General features: G+C 72.1%; 21 protein-coding genes and 1 pseudogene. 12 read left to right on the top strand and 10 right to left on the bottom strand.

The annotated features are described in order from the left end of the window. The first annotated feature begins 45 nt into the window (after window positions 1–45). The 4 genes and pseudogenes from ACQP1V_RS02240 to ACQP1V_RS02225 all read left to right on the top strand — a co-directional run bounded on the left by ACQP1V_RS02240 (window position 46) and on the right by ACQP1V_RS02225 (window position 4,325). Entirely contained in the window at window positions 46–753 is a 708-nt protein-coding gene (locus ACQP1V_RS02240) for a helix-turn-helix transcriptional regulator (protein ID WP_433418347.1), read from the top strand. Between the two features lie 171 nt (window positions 754–924). After that, window positions 925–1,751, top strand: a pseudogene (locus tag ACQP1V_RS02235) (transposase family protein). Between the two features lie 196 nt (window positions 1,752–1,947). Continuing rightward, on the top strand, window positions 1,948–3,081 hold the full coding sequence (locus ACQP1V_RS02230; protein ID WP_433418346.1) for an IS630 family transposase: 1,134 nt from the start codon (window positions 1,948–1,950) through the stop codon (window positions 3,079–3,081). 167 nt (window positions 3,082–3,248) lie between these two features. Further along, window positions 3,249–4,325 (top strand): DUF5685 family protein, encoded by a 1,077-nt coding sequence (locus ACQP1V_RS02225; protein ID WP_433418344.1) that lies wholly within the window; start codon window positions 3,249–3,251, stop codon window positions 4,323–4,325. A gap of 82 nt (window positions 4,326–4,407) precedes the next feature. Here ACQP1V_RS02225 and ACQP1V_RS02220 read toward each other — a convergent pair whose 3' ends face one another. The 4 genes from ACQP1V_RS02220 to ACQP1V_RS02205 all read right to left on the bottom strand — a co-directional run bounded on the left by ACQP1V_RS02220 (window position 4,408) and on the right by ACQP1V_RS02205 (window position 7,478). Further along, the gene (locus tag ACQP1V_RS02220; protein ID WP_433418342.1) at window positions 4,408–4,692 is read right to left on the bottom strand and encodes a hypothetical protein; all 285 of its coding nucleotides are present in this window, start codon (window positions 4,690–4,692) and stop codon (window positions 4,408–4,410) included. Window positions 4,693–4,765: 73 nt separating this feature from the next. Beyond that, complete coding sequence (locus tag ACQP1V_RS02215; RefSeq protein ID WP_387416790.1) at window positions 4,766–5,305, bottom strand: hypothetical protein; 540 nt, start codon at window positions 5,303–5,305, stop codon at window positions 4,766–4,768. Continuing rightward, window positions 5,302–6,789 (bottom strand): ATP-binding protein, encoded by a 1,488-nt coding sequence (locus ACQP1V_RS02210; RefSeq protein ID WP_433418340.1) that lies wholly within the window; start codon window positions 6,787–6,789, stop codon window positions 5,302–5,304. Before ACQP1V_RS02210 ends, ACQP1V_RS02215 begins: the two co-directional genes overlap by 4 nt. Further along, window positions 6,786–7,478 (bottom strand): response regulator, encoded by a 693-nt coding sequence (locus ACQP1V_RS02205; protein ID WP_387416792.1) that lies wholly within the window; start codon window positions 7,476–7,478, stop codon window positions 6,786–6,788. The genes ACQP1V_RS02210 and ACQP1V_RS02205 overlap by 4 nt, the downstream gene beginning before the upstream one ends. A 180-nt stretch (window positions 7,479–7,658) precedes the next feature. On the opposite strand from ACQP1V_RS02205, the gene ACQP1V_RS02200 reads away from it, so the two are divergent. From ACQP1V_RS02200 to ACQP1V_RS02180, 5 genes are all read left to right on the top strand, one after another. Continuing rightward, window positions 7,659–7,982, top strand: a complete 324-nt coding sequence (locus ACQP1V_RS02200; RefSeq protein ID WP_433418338.1) for a hypothetical protein — start codon at window positions 7,659–7,661, stop codon at window positions 7,980–7,982. Next, a complete protein-coding gene (locus ACQP1V_RS02195) occupies window positions 7,975–8,652 on the top strand; it encodes a class F sortase (protein ID WP_433418337.1) in 678 nt (225 codons plus the stop codon). Before ACQP1V_RS02200 ends, ACQP1V_RS02195 begins: the two co-directional genes overlap by 8 nt. Window positions 8,653–8,804: 152 nt before the next feature. Continuing rightward, window positions 8,805–9,287 (top strand): MarR family winged helix-turn-helix transcriptional regulator, encoded by a 483-nt coding sequence (locus ACQP1V_RS02190; RefSeq protein WP_433418335.1) that lies wholly within the window; start codon window positions 8,805–8,807, stop codon window positions 9,285–9,287. Between the two features lie 117 nt (window positions 9,288–9,404). Beyond that, complete coding sequence (locus tag ACQP1V_RS02185; protein ID WP_433418333.1) at window positions 9,405–10,499, top strand: NAD(P)/FAD-dependent oxidoreductase; 1,095 nt, start codon at window positions 9,405–9,407, stop codon at window positions 10,497–10,499. Window positions 10,500–10,748: 249 nt separating this feature from the next. Further along, window positions 10,749–11,663 carry an LLM class flavin-dependent oxidoreductase gene (locus ACQP1V_RS02180; protein WP_433418330.1) on the top strand — a complete coding sequence of 305 codons (915 nt, stop codon included), beginning with the start codon at window positions 10,749–10,751 and terminating at the stop codon, window positions 11,661–11,663. Between the two features lie 158 nt (window positions 11,664–11,821). On the opposite strand, the gene ACQP1V_RS02175 is transcribed toward ACQP1V_RS02180, so the two are convergent. Then, entirely contained in the window at window positions 11,822–12,526 is a 705-nt protein-coding gene (locus ACQP1V_RS02175) for a class I SAM-dependent methyltransferase (RefSeq protein ID WP_433418327.1), read from the bottom strand. A gap of 126 nt (window positions 12,527–12,652) precedes the next feature. Here ACQP1V_RS02175 and ACQP1V_RS02170 point away from each other — a divergent pair, with 126 nt between their 5' ends. Then, complete coding sequence (locus ACQP1V_RS02170) at window positions 12,653–13,663, top strand: DNA polymerase IV (protein ID WP_433418325.1); 1,011 nt, start codon at window positions 12,653–12,655, stop codon at window positions 13,661–13,663. Window positions 13,664–13,937: 274 nt separating this feature from the next. Continuing rightward, complete coding sequence (locus ACQP1V_RS02165) at window positions 13,938–16,208, top strand: polyprenyl synthetase family protein (protein ID WP_433418322.1); 2,271 nt, start codon at window positions 13,938–13,940, stop codon at window positions 16,206–16,208. Window positions 16,209–16,229: 21 nt separating this feature from the next. On the opposite strand, the gene ACQP1V_RS02160 is transcribed toward ACQP1V_RS02165, so the two are convergent. Continuing rightward, window positions 16,230–18,515 (bottom strand): MMPL family transporter, encoded by a 2,286-nt coding sequence (locus ACQP1V_RS02160; RefSeq protein ID WP_433418320.1) that lies wholly within the window; start codon window positions 18,513–18,515, stop codon window positions 16,230–16,232. A 276-nt stretch (window positions 18,516–18,791) separates the two neighbouring features. On the opposite strand from ACQP1V_RS02160, the gene ACQP1V_RS02155 reads away from it, so the two are divergent. Further along, on the top strand, window positions 18,792–19,631 hold the full coding sequence (locus ACQP1V_RS02155; protein ID WP_433418318.1) for a nucleotidyltransferase domain-containing protein: 840 nt from the start codon (window positions 18,792–18,794) through the stop codon (window positions 19,629–19,631). Here the strand turns inward: ACQP1V_RS02155 and ACQP1V_RS02150 are convergent. The 4 genes from ACQP1V_RS02150 to ACQP1V_RS02135 all read right to left on the bottom strand — a co-directional run bounded on the left by ACQP1V_RS02150 (window position 19,550) and on the right by ACQP1V_RS02135 (window position 24,442). Then, complete coding sequence (locus ACQP1V_RS02150; protein ID WP_433418316.1) at window positions 19,550–20,809, bottom strand: alpha/beta hydrolase; 1,260 nt, start codon at window positions 20,807–20,809, stop codon at window positions 19,550–19,552. The genes ACQP1V_RS02155 and ACQP1V_RS02150 overlap by 82 nt on opposite strands. 103 nt (window positions 20,810–20,912) lie before the next feature. Then, window positions 20,913–21,566 carry a response regulator gene (locus ACQP1V_RS02145; RefSeq protein ID WP_433418313.1) on the bottom strand — a complete coding sequence of 218 codons (654 nt, stop codon included), beginning with the start codon at window positions 21,564–21,566 and terminating at the stop codon, window positions 20,913–20,915. Then, complete coding sequence (locus tag ACQP1V_RS02140; protein ID WP_433418310.1) at window positions 21,563–23,554, bottom strand: histidine kinase; 1,992 nt, start codon at window positions 23,552–23,554, stop codon at window positions 21,563–21,565. The genes ACQP1V_RS02145 and ACQP1V_RS02140 overlap by 4 nt, the downstream gene beginning before the upstream one ends. 3 nt (window positions 23,555–23,557) lie before the next feature. Continuing rightward, window positions 23,558–24,442 (bottom strand): helix-turn-helix domain-containing protein, encoded by an 885-nt coding sequence (locus ACQP1V_RS02135; RefSeq protein WP_433418307.1) that lies wholly within the window; start codon window positions 24,440–24,442, stop codon window positions 23,558–23,560. Window positions 24,443–24,513: the final 71 nt, after the last annotated feature.

Genomic DNA, 24,513 nt, shown 5'->3' with positions numbered 1-24,513 from the left:
CGATTCTGGAGGCGCTGGATGTCACCGTTATGGCACCATTCATGCATGAACCGCACTGACCGGCTCTACGCGATCCGCGAAGATCTCCGCCGTGCCGGTCCCCGCGGCCGCACTGCCGAACAGCTCGCCACCGCATTCGAGATCAGTGTCCGCACCGTCAAGCGCGACATCTCCGCTCTGCAACAGGGCGGGTTCCCAGTATGGGCACGCACGGGCCGGATTGGCGGATATGTCGTCGATCGTGCCGCTACCCTACCGCCGGTGAACTTCACCGCCGCCGAAGCCTCCGCGCTCGCTGCGGCGATCGCTGCACACCGTGGACAACCATTCGACAGGCCGGCCCGAGCTGCCCTGGTGAAAGTGCTGGCGGTGATGGACCCGCAGGCGCGGCGGCACGCGGACGACTTGACCGAGCGCATCTGGATCGACCACAGCACTACCGAGGCAGCTGATTCGCGCCGACGCAACGCGATCGAACATGCCCTTCAGGAGCGCAAGGTCCTCTCACTGCACTACCGCGATCGTCGCGGTGCGCCAACAACGCGCCGGGTTGACCCCCAGTTGCTCGCGTTCACGGCCGGGCACTGGTTCCTGGTGGCGCGCTGCCACCGCCGCGAGGCTATCCGGTGGTTCCGCCTCGATCGGATCGAACGCGCAAGTCTCACCACTCAGCCTGCCATCGACATACCTGTCGAAGATCTAGGAACACCTCCCTCGACGGCGGCCTCCGTCCGGGTACAACTTGCGATGTGATCCCGACGAGGGCGCTGCCACTGAGACCTTCCGCGCCACCGAAGATCACGGGTAGTGATCGTCACGGTCGGTTCGCGTGCCATGCAGCGTGGCCGGGCCGTAGAACCAAAGCAGTGAAGCCCCTGCTAGAAGTGGTCTTGCGACAGATCAACTTCCGAGCAGAGGCTTCACGTGTCCAACAGTGTCACATATACCGCCGTCCTTGACGTCCAGCGGGAGACGGTCGAGTTCCTGGCTGTCCTTCTCGCCGCACCGGGCCGAGCTCGGCACTCGGGCCGGGACTCGCGCGCTCGGACCGTTCAAGCAGGCGATCTTGGTGCTGCGCTGGTTCCTGGACGGCGCCCGAGTCCGGCAACTGGCCGCCGACAACGCCATCGGCAAGAGCACCGCCTACGTCTACCTGCACGAGGGCATCGACGTGCTGGCCGCCCAGGCGCCAGACCTGGCCACCGCGCTGGCCGAAGCCCAGTGCGACGGAGCCGGTCATCTCAATCTCGACGGCACCGTACTGCGTACCGACCGGGTCGCCACCCCCGGCCCGAACGGCGCTGACCTGTGGTGGAGCGGAAAGTACAAGCCACGGAGGCAACGTTCAGGTGCTGTCCGATCCTGAGGGATGGCCGCTGTGGACCTCACAGATCCGACCCGGCCGCGAGCATGACAGCACCTGCGTCAAAGCGGCCGACGGCCTACTGGCCATGCTGGAGCAGACCGCGACCGAGCAGGGCCTGCTCACCCTGACCGACCTGGGATATGAGAACCTCAGCCCGGCCCTGCGCCACCCGGTGAAGAAGCCCAAGGGCGGCGAACTCACCATCGAGAAAAAGGCGTACAACCAGGTTATCCGGGGCGTCCACGGTGTCGGGGAGTGAGCGAACTCCCTACTCAAGACCACCTTCAAGGCGCTGCGCCGGGTCAGCCTCGACCCTTGGCGGATCGGCGCCATCGTCAAGGCTGCCCACGTCCTCCTCCGCCTCGAACACGGTCGGCACATCTGACTGGAGATCACGCAACGTTGTGATCTATTACGCGGAAGGGCTCACTGAGATGCCCAGTTCGAGTGGAGCACGAAGAGGGTGGCCGCGATCGCTGCAATCCGAGCTAGTGCCGCATCAGCTTGGGTTTGCCCTGTTTCGTGGTGACACGCCGATCAAGGTCCCACCACGGTCGGCGTGATCGCTTCACACTCTGCGTGTGGCTGAACGGGTTCGCGTACGTGAGATCGATGACGATGAAGGCAACCGGCTGCTGCGGATCGTACGGCGCGGCAGTGGGTCGGTGGTGACCTGGCGGCGGGCGCAGATGGTGCTCCTGTCGGCCCAGGGCATGCCTGTCGCAAAGATCGCGCAGGTCGCGTTCACCAGCGAAGACCGGGTCCGGGACGTGATCCATAACTTCAATACCGATGGATTCGACTCCCTGTACCCCAAGTACAAGGGCGGCCGGGCACCGACGTTCACGCTGCCGCAACGCCGTGAAATCAAGAAGATCGCCAAGTCCAAGCCTGCCGAGCACGGGTTGCCGTTCTCCCGGTGGAGCCTTGCCAAGCTGGCCGACTTCCTGGTCGCCGAGGGGGTGGTCGAGGACATCAGCCATGAGGGCCTGCGCGAGCTTCTACGTGCGGAAAGTGTCTCCTTTCAAGCCATAAAGACCTGGAAGGCCTCCCGCGACCCGGACTATGCGACCAAGAAGGCCCGCATCGAGCACCTGTATGCCATCGCCGACGGCGAGGTCGTCCCCGACCCCGGCGAACCCGCTGTGATCTTCTGCATGGACGAGTTCGGGCCGCTCAACCTGCAACCCCGCCCCGGCAGGCAGTGGACCGACGTCGGCGGCAAGGGCAAGGACCCCGACCGAGATCCGCGACCGCGGATGCGCGCCACCTACACCCGCACCCAAGGCGTACGGCACCTGTTCGCCGCGTTAGACGTGGGCAAGAACAAGATGTACGGGCACATCAAGAAACGCAAGCGACGCGGCGAGTTCCTTGAGTTCTGCCGCTACCTGCGCAGCCTTCACCCGGCCGAGGTTCGCATCGCGATCGTGTGTGACAACTTCAGCCCGCACCTGACGACCAAGAAGGACAAGCGAGTCGGCCAGTGGGCGGAGGCGAACAACGTCGAGATCGCCTACACGCCCACCAACTCCTCCTACCTGAACCGGATCGAGGCGCAGTTCACCGCGTTGCGCGAGTTCACCCTCAACGGCACCGACCATGCCAGCCACCGCGAGCAGGGCAGCATGATCCGCCGCTACATCGCCTGGCGTAACCGCAACGTCGATAACCCCCGCCTACGCCGGATCGTGAAGAGGGCAAACGTGGCCTGACACGGCACTAGATGCCTCTCATGCCCCTGAGACGGGCCAAAACACTCATGGGTTCACAATGTCCGAAGGCGGCAATCGTTCGCGTCAGAATCTGCCGTCGAAGATCGATGCGGGTGTATATTCCTGCGGTCACACAGATATACCGGTCCAAAACCCGGCGAGGCCCCTTGTTCGGAATCATTCGCCCGTGCAGCACGCACTCCTGTCCTTCGCTGCACGAGGCGTGGCGGGCACACCTCTGCGGGCTGTGCCTGACCTTGCGGGATGGCCAGAGTCACGCGGCCCGGCTGGCCACCAACTACGACACGCTGATCATCTCGGTGCTCGCCGAGGCGCAGCTTCCTTCGGCCTCGCCGCATCGGACCGCCGGTCCGTGCGCGCTGCGTGGATTCCGTACGGCTGACGTGGTGGACGCGCGAGCGCGGGGCGCCCGGCTCGCCGCCGGGGTTTCGCTGGTGCTGGCCGCGAGCCGGATGCGCGACCAGGTGGCCGACGGAGACGTCGCCGCCGCCACGGTCGCGGCGCGTACGAGACTGGCGGCCCGGTGGCAGAAGGGCGGCGCCCGGCTGGCCGCCGGGGTCGGGTTCGACGTCGGCGTGCTGACCTCGACCGTGGACCGCCAGTTGGAGCTGGAGCGCCAGGCGGGGTCGGCTTTCCCGCTCGACGGGCGGCCGATCGGGCTGCTGGAGCTGACCGCCCCCACCGAGCAGGCCGTCGCGGCGGCGTTCGCCCACACGGCGGTGCTGGCCGAACGGCCGGGCAACGCCGCGGCGCTGGCCGAGGCGGGCGGTTTCTTCGGCCGCGTCGCCCACCTGCTGGACGCGGTCGCCGACCAGGACGAGGACGACGCCCGGGGCGCGTTCAACCCGCTGACCGCGACCGGCACCGGTCGCACCGAGGCGCGGCGGCTGTGCGACGACGCCGCGCACGGCCTGGCCTTGGCGCTGCGCGAGGTGGGCCTGGCCGACCGGCACCTGGTGGACGTGCTGCTCGACACCGAGGTACGGCGGGCGATCGAGCGGACCTTCGGCGACCACGCCGCGACGGCCTCCTACGAGCAGCCGGGCTGGGTGCGCAAGTCATCGGCCGGCGTGGGCACCTTCTTCACCTGCGGTCTGTGGCGGCCGCGGTGGAGCAAGCGCAAGGGCCGCCCCTGCGAGGAGCGCTGCTACCTGCGCGACGGCAGCTGCTGCGACTGCTGCGAGTGTTGCACCTGCTGTACCTGCTGCACCTGCTGCGAGTGACCGCCGTAGGCACGCCGCCTCACCGAAGCGGCGTGACCCCTCCACGGCCGTCCGCGCGATTTCCAGCCGACGGGCAGGGCGGTCACATGCAGCGGAGATCCCAGAGTGAGCCGTGGTCGCGGTCCTGGATCTCGACGATGACCGGAATTCTCCCGGACGCGTCGGAAGAGGACGGCGATTGGGGAGTCGTCCACACCCTGATCTCAAGGTTTCCGCTCCCTCCGTCGTTCGGCGCGATGTTCGCCGTCTCGTAGTACCGGGCGATCTCCTCTACCGACAACTCGGTGTTCAGGTCGAAACGGAGCCGTCCGGTGGAGCGATAGACACGGGGCCGTCCTCCCGAGTGCTCTTTTGGCGCGATCCTCATCCTCTCGTTCCTGAACATCCTCGGGAAGGCTCTCGCGCCGGCCCGTTCCGGGTGAATGAGAAAAGGGCGGGGTCTAGCCTCGGGGGAATTCCGAGCAGTGGAACGACTCGGGCCGGCCGATCTTCCCGCGACGGAAGACGACGGTGACCGCGTCAAGGTCGATGTTCTCGCGCGCGGCGACGGCGCCCGCGGCGGTGCAGGTGAGCTGCCCCATCGACAGGTCGGTGGGGAGGAGTACCCGCTGTGGCGTCGGATACGGCGGCTTGGGCGACGGGAGCGTGATCACTACCCTCGCGCGGCCCGCGCTGGCCTTCAGTGGCCCCTGTACATCGGCGATCAGGTCGGTGCGCAGCCCTCGTTTGCGCTCGTCGGCGCTCGGCCCGTCGAGCAGCAGGTCGAGGGTCTCCTTCAGTGTGAGCGACGGGATGGGGCGGGTCACGGCCCGGAGCCGCGCGCCCGACACGAAGTACAGCCGGACGCTCGGGCGGAACCCCACCGCGGGCTCGCCTCCGTCCCTGACGCCGGTCGGGGCGATGCCGCAGCCGGCCGCCGCCATCGACGACACGACGACCACCGCGAGGGCCGCCGCCGCGCGGCGGGTACGGAAGATCACTGCTCGCCCCTCCCGATCGGCGAGGCGTCGTCGGGGTCGTTCTGGGGCGGCCGCGGGTGGCGGGGCAGCGTGAGAGTGAACACGGCTCCTCCTTCCGGCGGGTTGGCCACCTCGATCGCGCCGCCGTGCAGGCGGGCGTTCTCGCGGGCGATGGCGAGCCCGAGGCCGCTTCCGTCCGACCTGGTCCGCGCCTCGTCGGCCTTGGAGAAACGGTCGAAGACGTGCGGAAGGATGCGCGGGTCCACCCCGTCGCCCGCGTCCCGCACCTCGATGACGACGGTCTCGGCCGCGGCCTGGAGCCGTACGGTGACCGGGGGCGCGCCGTGGCGGAGGGCGTTGCCCACGAGGTTCGCCATGATCACATCGAACCGGCGCGGATCCAGCCGAATCCGTACGTCCGCGGGCAGATCGAGGCCCACCTGTCCGGTCCAGCCGCGGGTTCGCAGGCAGGCGCGGATCGCGTCCGCCGTGTCGACCTCGTCCAGGACCAGATTCGCCGCGCCGGCGTCGAACCGGGAGATCTCCATGAGGTCCTCGACGAGCCGGACCAGCCTGCCGACTTCGAGGTTCATCAGGCGGGCCGCCTGCTCCAGGTCGCCCTCCAGGTGGCCGGCCTCCTCCTCGAACACGTCGGCCATCGCGAGGATGGACGCCAGCGGGGTGCGCAGCTCGTGCGACACGTCGGCGACGAACCGGCGGGCCTGGACCTCCATGGTCCGCAGTTCCGAGACGTTCGTCTCCAGGGCGGCGGCCGTGGCGTTGAACGTCTTGACCAGCCGCGCCAGCTCGTCGCCGCCGGTCGCCTTCAGGCGCGTGTCCAGTTCGCCCGCGCCGAGCCTGCGCGCCGCCCGGTCGAGGTCGCGGACCGGGCGCAGGACCCCGCGCGCCGCCACCAGGGCGAGCGCCACGGCGAGCAGTGCGACCGGGATCGCCCCGTTCCTCGCGGCCGTGACCAGGAGCTCCTCCTCTCGCTGCTCCTTGGCGAGGGAGACCACGAGGTACACCTCGACGCCCGACGAGGTGGCCTGCTTGCCGAGCATCACCGGCGTGCCGACCACCAGGTACGGCGTGCCGGACCTGACGACGCGCTGGTAGAAGAGGCGGTCGCGGTCGAGGACGGTACGGCGCAGCTCGGACGTGATCGCGCCCGTGTCGTCGCCCGAGGCGACCAGTCCCCCACCCCGGTAGGCGGCGGCCCCGGTCGCCTCCAGGAACGAGGGCGCGACGCCGTTGGCCAGCCGTTGTAGCGCCGGCCGGTCCGGCGGATGCTGCATGTTCTCGGTGAGCGTCGCGACGCGCAGCCGGAACTCGTTGACGAGCGACCATTCCGTACGGGCCAGCATGAGGTCGCGCGCCTGGCGATACACCAGCCCGGCGGCGGTCACGGCGCTGAGCACCGCGAGGAGCACGCAGACGATCATCAGCCGGGGGCGCAGCCCGCGCACCCAGACGGGGAGCCGGCCGTTCCCGCGATCTCGCCTCACAGGGGGCCGAACCGGTATCCGAACCCGCGCACCGTCTGGATGTACCGGGGCTTGGAGGGGACGTCCTCGATCTTCGCGCGCAGCCGCTGCACGCACGCGTCCACCAGCCGGGAGTCGCCGAGGAAGTCGAGTTCCCAGACCGACTCCAGAAGTTGCTGGCGGCTGAACACCTGGTTGTAGGCCGCCGACAGCTCCAGCAGCAGCCGCAGCTCCGTCGGAGGCAGGGCGATCGGGACCCCGGCCCTGGACACGGTGAGGGCGCCCCGGTCGATGGTCAGGTCACCGTGGGTCTCCGGCCCGGCCGAGGCGGCGGCCTCCGCCGCGGCGGGCCCTCCGCGCCGCAGCACCGCGCGGATCCGCGCCTCCAGCACGCGCGGCCGGACCGGCTTCACCACGTAGTCGTCGGCGCCCGCCTCCAGGCCGCTGACCACGTCGAGGTCGTCGCCGCGGGCGGTGAGCATGACGATCGGCGTGGAACCCCCGGCGCGGATGCGGCGGCACACCTCGAATCCGTCGAGCCCGGGAAGCATGAGATCGAGCACCACGATGTCGGCGGGGGCGGCGGACAGGCGGCGAAGTCCTTCCTCGCCGGTCCGCGCGGCCTCGACGTCGTGCCCGTTCCGGCCCAGCGACAGACGCAGGCTCTCCCGTACGGAGTGGTCGTCCTCGATCAGCATTACCCGGGCCACTCGTCAAGTATCCGGTACGCCGGTTCTTCTCCCTGCGAATGCCGACATCCATTACATGCTCATGACATTCCGGTCATGGTCGGCGGACATTCCCCTGCCAGCATCGACGTCGTTCCTGATCAACGACCAGCGTGCGCGCTGCGGGGATCCTCCCGCCACGCCGCCGCGCAAGGAGAACACATGCGATTCATCCGTACCGCGCTGGCCGCCTCGGCGCTCGGCATCGCCGTACTGGCCGCGCCCATGACTTCCACCGCCATGGCGGACGCCCAGCCGGCGGTCACCAAGCCCTCGCCCGTACCGTCGGCCGCGCCGGAGTCCTCGGGCGAGAAGAGGGCCACCCCGATTCCGCGCCCTCGGGTCGTGCCGCGCGGCGCCCCGGAGACCGGCGGCGGCCCCTCGGACACCGCGAGCGTGCTGGTTCCGACGGGCGCCGCACTTCTCGCCGCGGGGGCCGGGGTGGGCGTGCTGGCGCTGCGCCGCAGGTCGCGCGCCGGTGCCTGATTCAGCGCCTGACATGCCGGGCGCGAGGACGGACGGCGGTCGTCGCCCCCTGGGCGTGGCGGCCGCCGCCGTCGTTGTGACCGGCGCCGTGTTCGTGGGCTGCGGGGTCCTCCCGGCGGACACCCCTCCGGCCCCACCGCCCGTGACCGCGGCGACCGCCGAGGGAACGGGCGCCGCGGCGGAGCGGATCTCCTCCACCGCGGCGCCCGTGCTCCGGCCGTCCGAGCCGCGCCGCCTGGACATCGCGAAGATCGGCGTCCACGTGGCGCTCGGCCGGCTCGGGCTCAACCCCGACGGCACCGTGCAGATCCCGCCGGTGGACCACCCCGAGGAGGCCGGCTGGTACGCGCACGGGGCGACCCCGGGCGAGCGCGGGGCGGCGGTCATCCTCGGCCACGTCGACGGCGCGGGCCGCAAGGGCGTCTTCTACGACCTCGGCCGCATGCGGACCGGGGACACCGTCGAGGTCGGCCGCGCCGACGGCTCGGTGGCCACCTTCGTGGTCGAGTCGGTGGAGTTGGTGCCGAAGAGCCGGTTCCCCACCCGCCGCGTGTACGGCCCGCTGGACCACGCGGGCCTGCGCCTGGTGACCTGCGGCGGCGCGTTCGACCGCCGGCGCGGCCACTACACCGACAACGTCATCCTCTACGCCCGTCTCTCAACTCGGTGACGGGGACAGGACGGCGATCGGGGTGCCGCCCAAGCACGCCCAAGATCGACGCCGATCTCGACCGATGCGCCGCGCTCGACCACCTCCCCACGCCCGTTACGCGCATAGTTCGTCGCGCGAATTAAGAGGGTGTCCGCTGTTATCCTGGCCGAATGGATAAACCTGATGATGGCCAGATCGGGGTTGTGGCCGCGCTGGTGCGCTCCTCGTTCTTGGTGAATGCCGTGTACGCCGAATCGGGGCGGGAGTACGGACTGACTCCGCAGCAGGGGCAGTTGCTGTGCGTGCTGATGGCGCGGCCGCATGGCATGAGCGAACTGGGGGCGATGCTGAAGCTGGCCAAGTCGAGCCTCACCGGCCTGGTGGACCGCACCGAGCGCAACGGCCTGGTTCGGCGCGAACCGGATCCACAGGACGCGCGCGCGGTGCAGGTCGCGCTTACCGCGCATGGCAGCAAGGTGGCGAGGGAGTTCTACACCGAGACGTGCAGGCGGATCGAGGAGTTGCCGGGGAGTCTCAGTCCGGCCGACCGCGGCACGCTCGCCGACCTGCTGGGCCGCGTCGTGCTGGACAACGAGGTTCCCGTGGTCTTCCTGGAGCCGGACGAAGGGGGTCCCGCCGCTCGCGACCACTGACGCGCGACATCGCGTTCCCGAGAAGGTTGCGGTTCGTACCACGAACTAATATGGTTCGTGGTGCGAATCGAAACGGTTCGTGGCACGAACTCTACTTTCTCTGAGGGGCGCGAAATCATGAGTCGCACAGTGGCGGTCATTGGCGGAGGCTACGGGGGCGCAGCGGTCGCCAAGGCGCTGGAGTCCGAGGCTGACGTCGTCCTCATTGATCCCCGGGACGCGTTCGTCAACGCGGCCGGATCGCTGCGGGCGGTGACCCGGCCCGACTGGGCGGGCAACATGTTCTTCCCCTTCGAGACGCTGCTCACCAAGGGCACGGTGGTACGCGACCGCGCGGCCTCGGTGGACCCCGACGGTGTCACCCTGGCCTCGGGCGAGCGTGTCGCGGCGGACTACGTGGTCCTGGCCACCGGCTCCAGCTACACCTACCCGGCCAAGCCCGTCTCCGACTCGATCAGCGCCGCGATGGACGACCTGCGCCGGACTCACAAGGAACTGCGCCGGGCCGACAAGGTGCTGATCCTGGGCGCCGGTCCGGTCGGCCTGGAACTGGCCGGGGAGATCAAGGAGGTCTGGCCGGACAAGCACGTGACCATCGTCGACCCGGCCGAGAAGCTGCTCTCCGGCTTCCAGCCGGAGAGCGTCGAGGATCTGCACGGCCAGCTCGGCGCCCGGGGCATCGAGGTGCGCCTGGGCACCAGCCTGGCGGCGCTGCCGCGCACCGAACCCGGCCAGGCCGACGCGTTCACCGTCACCACCACCGACGGCGAGGAGATCACCGCCGACATCTGGTTCCGCGCCTACGGGGTGAGCACCAACAGCGGCTACCTCGCCAACGGCAGGCTCACGACTCTCAACTCGCGGGGCCAGGTGCCCGTTACCGAGTTCCTCAACGTCGAGGGGTACGACAACGTCTACGCGGTCGGCGACATCACCGACGTCGCGGAGGCCAAGATGGCCGGCTACGCGATGCAGCACGCCGAGGTGGTCGCCAAGAACATCACCGCCCAGCTGAACGGTGGGCCGCCCACGGCCACCTACCAGCCCCTGCCCTACCCCATGATCTTGCTCCCGCTCGGTCCGAACGGCGGTGTCGGACAGCTGCCCTCTCCCGAGGGCCCGTTCGTCGCCCCGGCGTCGATGGTCTCCGAGTTCAAGGGCGCGGACCTGTTCACCGGCCGTTTCATCGGACAGTTCGGCCCCACCGCCTGACGAGCCCGCCTGACGAGCTCGCCCGAAGAGACCACCTGACGAGACCACCTGTCCCGTCGCCGGCACCGAACGGGGCCAAGCCCGCGCCCGAGGCGTACGCCTGGTGATCACACCTCGGCGCTGAACGCCGGCACGCCGGCGACCACGTCCGGGCCATTGCCGACGTCTCCGCGCAACGACGCTTTCGCCGACATACCGGCCACAACGGGACTAACTGGCACCATGGCCCATCTAACGAAAGGCAGAGCATTGCCTGCACAGAAAGTCGTCTTCGGGTTCGGGGCGCACAGCAGGATCGACGACGGGCCGGAGTTGCTGCGCATGGTCGAACAGGCCGACCGTGACGGGCTCGACCTCTTCTCGCAGTCGGACCATCCCTACATTGGCGGGCGGCTGGACGCCTACGCCTCCATCGGATTCATCCTCGGACGCACGCGGCAGATCTCGGGCTTCGCCAACGTGACCAACCTGCCGACCCGGCCCGCTCCGATGTTGGCGCGGATGGTGACGTCGCTGTCGGCGCTGTCCGGCGGTCGCGTCGTGCTGGGCATGGGCGCGGGCGGGTTGTGGGATCGGATCTCCGACATGGGAGTGCCACGGCTGTCGCCGGCCGATGCCGTGGACGCCTTCGAAGAGGCGATCACCCTGGTCAAGAAGCTGTCGGGTGGCGGACCACCGGTCACCTACCAGGGCCGCCACTACCAGGTTGACCAGATCGAGCCCGCTCCCGTGGCCGCGCCCCCCGTGTGGACCGGATCGGTCGGCCCGAAATCCCTGGCCGCCGCCGGCCGGGTGGCCGACGGCTGGATCCCCGGCCACGCGGCGGATTGGCTCAGCGACCGATACCGGACCTCGCGACCGATCATCGACCGGGCGGCGGAGGCCGTGGGCCGCGATCCGCACGAGATCCGCACGGTCTTCAATTTCCCCGGGCGCATCACCGACCGGCCGCTGTCCGCCACCCGCAACCGCGAGGGCCGCTGGATCGGCGGTTCGGTGGACCAGTGGGTCGAGGAACTCACCGGGGCCGTACTGGAGCATCGCGCATCCGGGTTCACGCTCTTCTCACCCGAAGGCGGGACGCCGGACCTCGTCTCCCTCAGCCGCTGGGCCACAGAGATCGTCCCGGCCGTACGCGAAGCGATCGCGAAGGAAAACGGCTAGGGAGCGTCTGACAAATGCTGCCCGTAGCGAGCGCGGATCCAGACGGATGCATCGCAAGGCGGAGGAGGAGGCCGTAGCGGAGCCTACGGCCGACGACGACAACGCAGCGAGGCGCCGTCTGGGCCGCGCGCAGCAGGGCTTGATTTGTCAGACACGACCTAGGACAGCCGCCAGGCGAGCAGCCCCTCGGGCGCCTCGGTCTGCACGAACCCGGCACCGACCAACTCGCCTTCGAGCGTCTCCCACACCGGACGGTAGGAGTGGCCGACGATCTCCTCTTCGCTGATCAGCTTGCCGTCCTGGGTGATCTGGTAGAGGTAGCGGGCCTTACACGCCTCCCCGTCCGACTCGAGGATCTCGGAGAAGACCGTGTAGGTGTGCCGGCCGACCTGACGCGACACCAGCTCCTTGAGGGGGCGCTCCGACGGGGCGCCGCCGTCGCGCCAGGTGAAGACCAGCAGCCCGCCGGGTTCCAGCCGGTCCGCCAGCACCGGCCAGAGCCGCTTGCGGTAGTCCGGCTCCAGGGCGTACATCACGTTGATCATCACCATGGCCTCGACCGGCTCGTCCAGGGCCACGCTCAGCGCGTCGCAGGGGAGCACGGTCACCCGCTCGAACAGCTCCGGGCGTGCGCACAGCCGGGACAGCAGCACCGCGCGCATGCCGGTCGAGGGCTCCAGCGCGAAGATCTCGGCGGGCGTCCAGTCGGCCAGCGACGTGGTGATCAGGCCGGTCCCCGCGCCGATCTCCAGGATGCTGCGCCGTACGTCCGTGAGGAGCGGGGGGAGCTTCTTCTGGATCTCCGGCACATGCCCTTTTTCATGGAAAAGGTCATAGAAGGGGAGGGAGATGAAGTCGGTCACGGCGGGCCACGCTACTCCAACCGGGGGCGGCCGACCGGCTTTCCGTGCTCGGCCTTCGGCGTCGCCGCGGCCCCTGACTCATGCTCGGCGGGGCGCCTGGGCCCACAATGAAATGTGGCCCGATGGGTGCTGCACGTCGACCTCGACCAGTTCGTCGCCGCCGTCGAGTTGCTGCGCCGTCCCGAGCTGCGCGGCCGTCCGGTGGTCGTCGGCGGGGACGGGGACCCGACCAAGCGCGGCGTGGTGAGCACGGCCTCGTACGAGGCGCGTCCGTACGGCGTGCACTCCGGCCTCCCGCTGCGCACGGCGGCGCGGCGATGCCCGGACGCGGTGTTCCTGCCCGTGGACCGGGAGGCGTACGAGGCGGCGTCGGCCCAGGTGATGGCGACGCTGCGGAAGTTCGAGGCCGTGGTCGAGGTGGTCGGCTGGGACGAGGCGTTCCTCGGCGTCGTCGACGACGATCCCGAGGGGACGGCCCGGCTGATCCAGCGGCGGGTACGGGAGTCCACGGACCTCGACTGCACGGTCGGCATCGGGCGGAACAAGCTGCAGGCCAAGCTGGCGACCGGCTTCGGCAAGCCCGCGGGCGTCTTCCGGCTGACCGGCGAGACATGGTTCGACGTGCTCGGCGACCGGCCGACGGACGCCCTGTGGGGAGTGGGGCCGAAGACCGCCCGGCGACTCGCCGCCCTGGGGATCGGCACGGTGTCCGAGCTGGCGGGCACCGATCCGCGCGTCCTCGCCGAACGGTTCGGCCCCACGATCGGGCCGTGGCTGGTCCGGCTCGCCCGCGGCCAGGACACGTCGCCGGTGGTCGGCACGCCGTACGTGCCGCGTTCGCGCAGCCGTGAGACCACCTTCCAGCACGATCTCGACGACTGGGACGAGGTGCGGCACGAGGTGGTACGGCTGGCCCGGCGGGTGGCCGGCGATGTGGCCGCCGAGCGACGACCCGCCGTCCGCGTCGTGGTCAAAGTGCGCTACGCGCCGTTCGTCACCCACACCCACGGCCACGCTCTGGAGACGCCGACCGCCGAGCCGGCGGCGATCGAGGAGGCGGCGCTCGCCGCGCTCGACCGCTTCGCCGAACGGCGGCCGGTGCGGCTGCTGGGCGTCAGAGCCGAGTTCCCCGAATAGTGGGGCGTCCACGTACCTTGGCCGGGCCGGTCACTTCGCCGGCAGGAACCTGCGGCGGCCCGCTTCGCCGGGCCACCGCTGCGGTCCTCGCTCCCTTCCGCTCCGCTCCCTCGATCCCTGTGTTTGCGGGCGGCCGTTCGGCGCGCGGCCGTCGCCCGCGGGAAGCCGGCCCGCCCCGAGTCCTCCCGATCAGGTAGCCGACGGGTCTCGCATCCCCCATCATTACAATTCGCGATCAATCAATCGCTAACGGTGACGACAAAGGGGGCATGCTGTGGTGGCCGAGCGGGAGGTCCCGGCGGAGTGGATGGCGAGCTGGCCCGGACCGGGCGAGCCGGTCGATGCGCCGGTGCAGGACCGGCCGCACCTCGACTGCGGGACGGAGTCGTGGCGGTTCGCCGCCGACCTGCGCGACGACGACGGGGAGGAGCTCCAGCTCCTGGTCACCTTCCTGAGCCACCGGACCACCAGGCCGGACGGCAGCCCGTTGACCTCTTACGGGTGTTCCTGGAGCACCGCGGACGGCGCCACCTACCGCGCCGAGACCTGGCGTGACGTCGGCGCGGTCGAGCTGACCTGTCTGGACGCGTCCAGAAGTTGCGACCCCAGCGTGGCCGAGGCGGTGTGGGAGGCCTGCTCCGGCGGGCAGCCGATCGCCCCCGACCAGGTGTTCCCCGGCCCGGTCCGGCTCGCCGCCGGTGCGCTGCGTCTCGATTTCGGCGGGATCGCCGAGCTGTCCGGAGACGCCGACGGCACCTACCGGATCGTCCTGCGCGGCGACCGGGAGAGCTGGCTCCTGCGGCTGCGCCCCCTCAAGCCCGCCGTGACGGAATCGGTGCGGCTGGGGGCGCCGCTCGGCGTGGACGAGGCGTGCTACACGTACGTCGTGCCCCGTCTGGCGGTCGAGGCGACGCGGAGCCGTCCGGGACGGCGGGACGCGGCGATGTTCGGCGAGGCGATGTACCGGCACGCCTTCGGCGCCGCCGAGCTTCCCCAGGCCGACGCCCACCCGCCGATCGACCACTGCCGGACGTGGGCCGGACTGCACCTGGACAACGGCTGGGAGGTGGTGGCCGTCCACTCCCGGACGGCGGACCTCGCCGGCGGCGTGGCCGACCGGCCCGCGTCGGTGGTGCTCGTGGCGCCGGACGGCATCCGCCACGAGGCTCCGGCGCGGCTCACAGGTTCCGCGTCCTGGGGCTCGATGACGACGCTGAACTCCTATCCCACCGAGTGGGGGATCGAATCGCCCCAGGCGGGCCTTTCGCTGCGGGTCCGCGCTCGCTTCCCCGAGCAGGAACGGCATGTCGTCTTCGGCCTGGGCGCTCAGCTGGACGGCGGCGCCACGGCGGAGGGCACGCTGCACGGCCGGCCGGTCCGCGGCAGAGGGTGGCTGGAGGTGCTGCCGGTCACCCGCATCCGCGACTTCGAACGCCACATGGAGCGGCTGCGCGAGATCACCCACGCCGAGCTTGTCCGCGTATATCCGGATGTTCCGGAACCTGCGGCGATCGCGGCGTTGGCCGGGATGGACCCGGACGAGGGGTGGCCCGTCGACCTCGTCACCGACCCGTTGCACCGCTCACTGGTCGCGCCGATCCGGCACATGGTCGACGCCATGGGCAAGGGCTGGCGCAGCTACGGCGCACTCGCCGCGATGGAGATGCTGGGCGTGGACAGCCGGCCGCACCAGGAGCTGACGGCGCTGGCCGAGCTGCTGCACACGGCCAGTCTCATCGTGGACGATGTGGAGGACAGCGCCCCGACCCGCCGGGGACGCCCCGCGGTTCACACCGTGTTCGGCCCGGCAATCGCGATCAACGCGGGGACGCACGCCTACTTCGTCTTCGACCAGGTCGTCCGGAGGCTGCTGCCCGACGACCCGCGACGGCGGCTGCGCCTGTACGAGGCCTACCTGGGCGGACTGCGCCGCAGCCACGCCGGGCAGGCGCTGGACATCATCGGACACCACGATGCCATGGACGCCGCCGTCGCCACGGGGGACGCCGGCACGGTGCTGCAAAGGGTGCGGACCACGCACCGGCTGAAGACCGGCGGAGTGGTCCGCGGAGTGGGAGAGTTCGGGGCGGTCCTGGCCGGCGCGGACGACGAACGGTTCGCCGCGATCAGCGCGTATTACGAGGCCGTGGGGCTCGCCTACCAGATCAACGACGACATCGCGGACCTGCTCGGCCTGCTCGCCTCCCCCGGCGACGCCACCGCCCGGGTCGCCCGGGTCGCCGGCGAGGACATCCGCGAGGCCAAGGTCACCCTGCCCCTGGCCCACGCCGTCGCCCGCCTGCCCCAGCCCCGGCTGCGCGAGGTCTGGGAGGTCGTCCGCGCGGGCGGCGCCGACCCGGTCGCCGCGGTCCGCGTCGCCGAGGCCCTGCGGGACTGCGGCGCCGTCGCGGCGGCGCTCGCCGACGCCCGCCAGGTGATCGACCAGGCGTGGAAGCCGCTGCAGGACCTGCTGCCCCTCAACCGGCACACGGTCATGATCCGCGCCCTCGGCATCTACGCCGCCCAGCGCTACCTCGACGAATGACATCCGTCCGCCGCCTCCCTGTCACGTGACGTCCGAGGGGTCGGGGACGGCGGCGGTCTCGCGGGGCGCGGCGCCGGGGCCGCCGCGTGGCGCGGGCAGCAGCCGCGCCAGCCCGCCGGGCAGCCACCAGTTGCGCGCGCCGAGGATGCGCATCAGGGCCGGGACCAGGGCCAACCTGATCACGGTGGCGTCCAGGGTGATCGCGGTGGCGATGGCCAGGCCGAGCTGGGCCAGCTCGTGGCGGTGCGCGGTGAGCAGCGCGCCGAACGTGGTGACCATGACGGCCGCGGCGACGGTGATGGGGCGGGCGGTGTGGCGCAGGCCGTGGACCACGGCATCGGTGTTGTCCCCGCTGACCTGGTAGTGCTCGGCGATGCGGTGGATGAGGAACATCTCGTAGTCGATCGAGAGGCCGAACACCAGCGTGAAGGCCAGCAGCGGGATCAGCGTGTTGACCTGGTGGCCGACGATCTGCGGGAAATGGCGGGTGGCCAGGGTCAGCAGGCCGAACGCCGCGGTGACGGCGAGCAGATTCATCACGACGGCCTTGATCGGCAGCAGGACGCTGCGGAAGGTCACCAGCAGGAAGACCAGCGAGCAGCCGAGCACGAGCGCGATCACCGTGCCGAGCTGGGCGGTGCTCTCCTCGACCAGCTCGGAGAAGATCGCGTTGGGCCCGGTCACCAGGACGCGCTGGCCGGGCGGCAGCAGGGCCGGAGCGTCGTGATCCGTGAGCCGCCGCGCCAGGGCCGTGATCGCCGGATCGTCGATCGGCGTGCGCCCCACGACGAGGATGACCGTCAGGTCGTGGCCGTTGTCCAAGGGGGCCGCCAGAGCGACCCGCGAGTCCGCGCCGAGCGCGGCGACCAGCGCGCCGGTGTCGACCGGCGGCGCTCCCACCGCGTGGGGCAGCACCACGGCCAGCGCGGACGAGACCCCGTCGGCCTCCATGTACGCCAGCCCGCGCCCGAGATCTGTCTGGGCGATCGAGGCGCGGTCCAGGTCGAAGCCCAGGCGCAGGCCGGCCGCCGGCGCCGCCGCGACCGCGAGCACGCCGACGCAGGCCAGCGTGTACGCGATGGGATGGCGCATCAGGTGGCGCGCCCACCGGCTCCACCCGCCGGCGCCGTCTCCGTCGCGTTCCGGCCGGCCGGGGTGAACGCGCCGCCGACGCCCGGCGGCGCGCCGTGGGCGTGGCCGTCTCAGCCGCCCCCGGGCCAGCCACCGGTCGGCGGCCACCAGCGCGGCGGGCAGCAACGTCAGGGCCGCCGTCGCGGCGACCACGGCCGCGATGCCCACCGCCGCCGCCATCGTGCGGATCATCGACATGCGCACCACGAGCAGCGCCGCCGCCGTCAACGCGACCGCCAGGGCACACCAGCCCGCTGTCCGCCCCGCGGTGCTCGTGGCGACCCCGGCGGCGTGCACTCGCTCGTGCCCCATGCCACGGGCGCGGCGGTAGCGCAGGAGGATCAGCAGCGCGTAGTCCAGCCCGAGGCCCATCCCGACGGTCGCCGCCACCGCCAGCATGAAGGTGTCCGTCTCGGTGCCGAGCAGGCTCGCCGCCGCGAGCACTCCCAGGGCCGTCACCATGACCGTCAGGGCCGTCGCCAGCACCACCAGGGCGGCACCGGCCGCCCCCAGACCGATCAGCAGCGCCAGCAGCGCGACCGGGACCGCCACCAGCTCGGCTCGCCGCAGGTCGGCCAGGTCGGCGTGCTTGGCCTCCGCGAGCATGGCGGTCTCACTCACGATGTGCGCGTCCACGAGAGAGCCGGACGCCTGCCGTACGGCGCGCTGGGCGGCGTCGCGCAGCGGCGGCAGAGCCGCCTGGCGGGCCGCCTGGTCCCCGTTCAGGCCGACGATCGCGTACGCCCGCCGCCGATCCTGGCCGCGCACCGGAGGCAGCAGCTGCACCCCGCCGACCTGCGGCTGGGCCGACACCGCGCGCACCCCGGCCTGGAGCGCGCGCTGGTATGTCTCGTCGCCGCTCGACAGCGTCGCCGAGGCGAAGATGAGCAGCATCTGCTCGGTGCCCAGCCCGGCGAAGCCGTGCTCCAGAAGGCTCGCCCCCGTCACCGAGGGCGAGCCGTTCACCCGCACGGTGGGCGCGACGGCCCGCTGCAGCAGACCGGGCGCCATCAGGGCCGATGCGGCCAGCAGCACCAGCCACACGGCCAGCACCGCCCGGTGCCGGCGGGCCACCGCCTCCCCCAGCCACCGCCAGACCGTGCGGCGCCCCGATCGGGCGTCCGCGTGCGACGCGGGCGGCGCCCCGTCGGCCGACGCCCGGGATGACAGCACCATCAGCCCCTCCAGGAAGATCAGCGAAAATCACAAAGAGAGATCAAGTAAGCACAGATCGTAGCCATGACGACCGACGTTTCCGCCCCGACTGCGAGCCCCCCGCGCCGTCCAGGTGAGTGCGCCCCGATTGTCGTGATCGTGAGGCTGGATTAGGCTCTGGTCCCGTGAAGTGACGACACGCGACACCCGCACCCCGACGCCCTACGAGCCGTGCTCCGGCGTCGGCCTGATCGTGTCCGCAGTCAAATCGTCCACTTCCGAAAGAACGGCACCCTCATGACCGACCAGACGTTCCTCGACCATGTCGCCGACCGCCTCGCCGCCCTGCCCGCCGTACGCGCCGTCACGCTGGGCGGCTCCCGCGCCCAAGGCACCCACACCCCGTCCAGCGACTGGGATTTCGCCCTCTACTACCGCGGCGGCTTCGACCCGGCCGACCTGCGCGCCGTCGGCTGGGAGGGCGAGGTCTCCGAGATCGGCGGCTGGGGCGGGGGCGTCTTCAACGGCGGCGCGTGGCTCGACATCGACGGCCGCCGTGTGGACGTCCACTACCGCGACCTCGACGTCGTCGAGCACGAGCTCGCCGAGGCGGAGCAGGGACGCTTCCACTGGGAGCCGCTCATGTTCCACCTGGCCGGCATCCCCAGCTATCTGGTGGTGGCCGAGCTGGCCGTCAACCGGGTGCTCCGCGGCTCGCTGCCCCGCCCCGCCTACCCTGAGCCGCTGCGCGCGGCGGCCCCGCCGATGTGGCGGGGCCGGGCGGACCTGACGCTCCAGTACGCCAGGTCCGCCTACGCCGAGCGCGGCCAGGTCACCGAGGTCGCGGGGGCCATCGCCGTCGCGGCGACGCAGACCGCCCACGCGATCCTCGCCGCACGCGGCGAGTGGGTGACCAACGAGAAGCGGCTGTTGCACCGAGCCGGGCTGCGTGACGTCGACGCGATCGTCGCGGCACTGCGCCCGGAGCCGGAAACCCTGACCCGGGCGATCGACGAGGCCGCGGCTCTATTTGCGCTCGCTTCGCTCGCGCGGGCTCAGGTGGGCTCCTCCGCCGACGTGACCGGCGGGAGGGGCAGCGGCCGGTCGAGAAGGAAGGCCAGGAGCAGGTCGCGGTAGAGGTCGGGGCGGCCGTTCGCGATCGAGTGCCCGGCGCCGCGCACGTAGACGAGGGTCGACTCGGGCAGCGTACGGCGGTAGTCGTAGGTGACCGCCCACTTCAGGTAGTCGCACTCGCCCCGTACGACGAGCGTGGGCACGTGGACGGCGCGCAGCCGCGGCCGCGGGTCGGGGACGGCGGCCGCGTCGGCGGACGTCATCTGGTTGGAGTAGAAGCCGGGCCGGTTGTCGTGGACGGGCGCGGGCGCGCCGCCCGGGCAGCCGGTGGCGTCCTTGGCGGTGAGCAGCAGCTCACGGAAGTACGCGTCGGCCTCGGCGTCGGGCACGAGGGCGTGCGCGGCGGCCGGGTTGACCTGGAGCAGCAGCGCCTGGGCGAGGAACCGGAGGTCGGAGGTCAGCTCGTCGGCGCGTTCGGCCTGGGCCGGGGCGAGCCGGTCCCAGGGGCCGCCCGGCCCACCGGGGAAGGCCGGTTCCCAGATCGCGCCGGGCGAGGTGAGCACGGCCTTGGCGACGTTGCCGGGATGGGCGGCCAGGTAGGCCGCCGACAGCGTGCCGCCCCAGGACCTGCCGACGAGGATGATCTTCTCGGCGTGGATCGCGCGGCGGATCGCATCCAGGTCGGCGACGTGCCGGGCGACCGTGTAGCCGGTCACGTCGGCCAGCCGGGTGGAGCGGCCGGCGCCGACCTGGTCGTACGCGTAGACGTCGAAACCGGCGGCGGCCAGCTCCCGTCCCGCCTCGGGGACGCCCTCTCCCGGCGTCCCCGGCCCGCCGTGCAGGAAGATCACCGGCGTCGGCCGGGCCCGCCCCGACGCGGGGATCTTCACGTACGCGATGCGGGAGCCCATGGGCAGGTCCCAGTGGGAGACCCCGGGCGGGGCCGCGGCCACCGGCGGCACGGGGAAGGGGTGGAAGACCGTGACGGCCCCGAGGCAGGCGGTCAGGAGGACCACCACGGCGACGTACGGCCACAGCGCCCGCGGCGCGCCGAACCGCCGGACGGCGGGGCGTCCGAACAGCCAGGCGGCTCCGGCCGCCGCCATCAGTCCGGCCGCGCCGAACACCGCCACCACCGGGACGAGGGCGGCCGTCCCGAGGAGGGCCGCCGTCCCGGCCACGACCGCGGCGATCATCCCGGCGAGCGCCCACGCGCCGCCGTACAACAGGTTGGATCTCATACGAACGACGCTAGGAATCCGATCTCGCGGCCACCTCATGCCGCGGAACCGTCGTCACCCCCGCCGCGCGGCGGGGCCGCCCTCCCCCTCGGCGACGTCCGGCTCAGCGGACGCCCGGACGGATCAGGCCGGTCTCGTACGCGGCGATGGTCGCCTGGAGACGGTCGCGGACCCCGAGCTTGGCGAGGATCACCGCGACGTGGTCCTTGACGGTCGCGGGACTGATGCCGAGCACCTCGCCGATCTCGGCGTTGGTGAGGCCGCGGGCCACCTGCGTCAGCACCTCGGTCTCACGCCGGGTCAGCGTGCGGAGTACGGCCGCGTCGCGGGGTTCGGGCTCGGACGCGAACCGGTCGACGAGCCGCCGGGTGACCCCCGGGTCGAGGAGCGCGTCTCCCGAGGCCACCACCCGGACCGCGTCGGCGAGCCGCTCCGGCTCGGTGTCCTTGAGGAGGAACCCGCTGGCGCCCGCGCGCAGTGCCGCGAACAGGTACTCGTCGAAGCCGAACGTCGTCAGCACGACGACCCGCGTGCCGGGCGCCTCCGCGCCGATCCTGGCGGTCGCGCGCAGCCCGTCCAAGCCCGGCATCCGGATGTCCATGAGGGCCACGTCGGGCCGCAGCGACACGGCCAGCGCCACGGCGGCCTCGCCGTCCGCCGCCTGACCCACCACACTCAGGTCGGGTTCGGCGCCCAGGACCGCTGCGATGCCCACCCGCACCACCGCCTGATCGTCGGCGACCGTCACCCTGATCACGCCAGCACCTCCGGGATCCACACCCTCGCCGTCCCATTCTCGGCCTGCGAGAAGCCGCCTCCGGCCGCGTCGGCCAGCGCGCGTAGCCGCCGCTCCGCGCCGGGGGAGGACGGCCCCGACACCGCCGCGCCGTCCGCGTGGCAGGCCACGGTGACCTCCGGCCCACCGTGGCGGAGGATCAGCTCGGCCGCCCGGAACGCGACGACCTCCACGCTCGGAGACGCCGCACGCCGCGTCCCGGCGTAACGGACGGCGCCCTGGTGCCGCGCGGCGAGCAGGGCGATCCCCGCGATGGTCGGCGGCGGGTCGTCCCCTTGGAGCCGCAGCTCGTCGAGCGACTCCCTGAGCGCGGCCAGCCCGGCCCTGGCCTCGGCCAGCACGTCGTCCAGCCGACACGCGTCCGCGGCCGCCACGATGGCCCTGGCGTGCCGCTGCGCCGTACGGCGCAGCTCCGCCGCCAGGCGGCTCCGCTCCGCCAGCACGACCGCCGCCGCCTCGCGGCCGAGCAGGTCCCGTTCCTTGACCATGGCCGTACGGCGCCGCCCGCGCCGGGCCGCGACCGCGAGGCCGAGCGCCCACGTCGCCGTCGCGGGGACCGCGACACCCGTGGCCAGCATCGCCCACGCCGCCGGCCGGTTTCCGGTGATCCCGGGCCCGCACGCCAGGGCGAGCCCGCCCACCGCCGCCACGGCCGCCGGGGCCATGGCGCCCCACCGCCGGAGCGCGGGCCGGCCGTACGCGCCCACCGCGTACAGCAGCGCCAGCTCCACCCACAGACACCACAGGAAGACGTCTCCCGCGGGCTGCGTCGTCCAGCCGGCGAGCCCGGCGGCGAGCAGAAGCGGACAGACCGACAGCGCGGCCGCGAGGCCGGCGAGCGGCGCCCGCCTGCGCAGGGCGAGCGGCAGGGCGTGCGCGGCGAAGAGTGGCACCAGCAGGGCAGCCTCTCCGGGCAGCTCCTCGGGCACGTCGGCCGTCACCAGGCTCGTCCCGATGGACAGCGCCAGCGCGAGGATCGCCAGCGCCACGTCGGCCGCCTGCCGGCCGCGCCACTCGTACGGCGAGTACGGCGAGTACGGCGCCGACGGCGGGCGGTCTTCGGGGGCGAGCGGGAGTTCGGCGCGTACGGCCCACCCCTGGTCTTCCGGCCCCGCGGACAGGGAGCCGCCGCAGGCGGCCGTCGCCGCCCTGAGTCCCGCGAGCCCGTGCCCGCCGCCCAGCCCGCGCGCCACGTCCCCGCCGTTCACGGGCGGGTCGCCTGGAGTGTTGACGACCGAAACGAGCAGGCGGCCGTGCTCGCGCTCCACGCCGACCCGCACGTCGCCTCCCGGCCCGTACCGCAGGGCGTTCGTCAGCGCCTCGCGGACCACCCGGTATGCGACCGCGGCGATCTCCGGCGGGGCGCTCCCGGCCGTTCTGCGGTAGCTGAGCCGGGGGTCGGGCCAGGTGGCGATCAGGGCGTCCAGATCGGCGAAGTCCGCACGGCCGGCCGGGGTGTCGGCGGCGGTCAGCCGCTCCAGCTCCTCGACGGCGAGCCGTCCGGTCTCGGCGGCGTGCCGGGCCGCCTCCTCAACCAGGGCCGGATCGGCGAGGCGCAGCGCGGACGCGGAGCCGACCACGATGCCGGTGAGCCTGTGGGCGGCGGTGTCATGGAGCTCGGCGGCGAGGCGGTGCCGCTCGACCTCGGCCGCGACCCCGGGAACGTCCGGCGCGGCCGCGCGGTACGCGGCCAGCGCGAGGCGTCGCGCCCGGCCGCGCCTGCGCGCCCTGCCGAGGGCCCACGTGACCGCGCCGAGGCCGGCGGCCAGCAGCGCCACGCCGGTGACGGACCTGGCCGGCTCTCCGAGCGCGATCGCCGTGCCCGCGCTCAACGCCACGGCGACCGCGACGCTCCCGGCGGCCACGCCCGCGGTCCGCCGCAGGGCCAGGCCGTACAGCGCCGCCGTCACGATGAGCGGCAGGATCCACCACAGCCAGCCGGGCAACATGGCTCAGTCCGTGTCCGCGGAAGCGCGCGACGGGGCCGCATGGACCAGGCCGCGCTCAAGCGCGGCGAACGCGGCCGCGGCGGCGGGATCGGGGCCGGGGGTGTAGATCTCCAGCCGGTGGTCGGGCTGGTCGGGTTGCAGCCAGACCTGGTAGGTGACCTCGACCGGCCCGACGTCGGGGTGGTTCAGCGTGCGGCTTCCGAAGGTGCACTCGCGCACGTCGCCGCCCGCCCACATGGCGGCGAACTCCGGGCTCTTCATGGCCAGTTCGCCGATGAGCTCCGCCAGGGCGGGGTCGTCGCCGTGGCGTCCGCTGATCAGCCGCAGATATCCCACGTGTGTCCTGGCGTAGTGCTCCCAGTCGCGTTCGAGCTCGCGGGTGCGCGCGTCCAGGAACAGCATCCGGCTCATCGACGGGCGGGTCGTGGGGTCGTCCGGGGCGTCGAACGGCACATGCCCGGCGAGCAGGGCGTGGCCCATGCGGTTCCAGGCGAGGACGTCGTTGCGCCGGCCGAGCAGCACGGCCGGAAGGTGGTCCAGCGCGGAGAGGAGTTCGAGGGTGCGCGGGTGCGCCCGCTCGACGCGGGGCCGCCGCCGGGCGGGACGGCGGGGCCGTCGGGCCAGGTCGAACAGGTGGGCTCGCTGGGTGTCGTCGAGCAGCAACGCCCGGGCGAGCGCGCCGAGCACCTGGTCGGAGGCGTTGGCGACGTGTCCCTGCTCCAGCCGGGTGTAGTAGGCGACGCTGATCCCGGCGAGCCCGGCCAGCTCCTCGCGGCGCAGGCCGGTCACCCTGCGCCGCCCCGCCGGGGCGCGCAGGTCGAGGTCGGCCGGGGTGACGGCGGCACGACGGCGGCGCAGGAACTCCCCCAGCTCGCCGCTTCCTCCCATGGCGTCAGGCTACCGGCGGCTTCTTCGCCGGGCCGCCGCGAAGGGTGACCCTGGTTGTGGTAGGCACGCCG

This window comes from Microtetraspora malaysiensis (assembly GCF_050947145.1).
Lineage (GTDB): Bacteria > Actinomycetota > Actinomycetes > Streptosporangiales > Streptosporangiaceae > Microtetraspora_A > Microtetraspora_A malaysiensis.
This window is presented reverse-complemented; position numbering and strand designations above follow the sequence as displayed.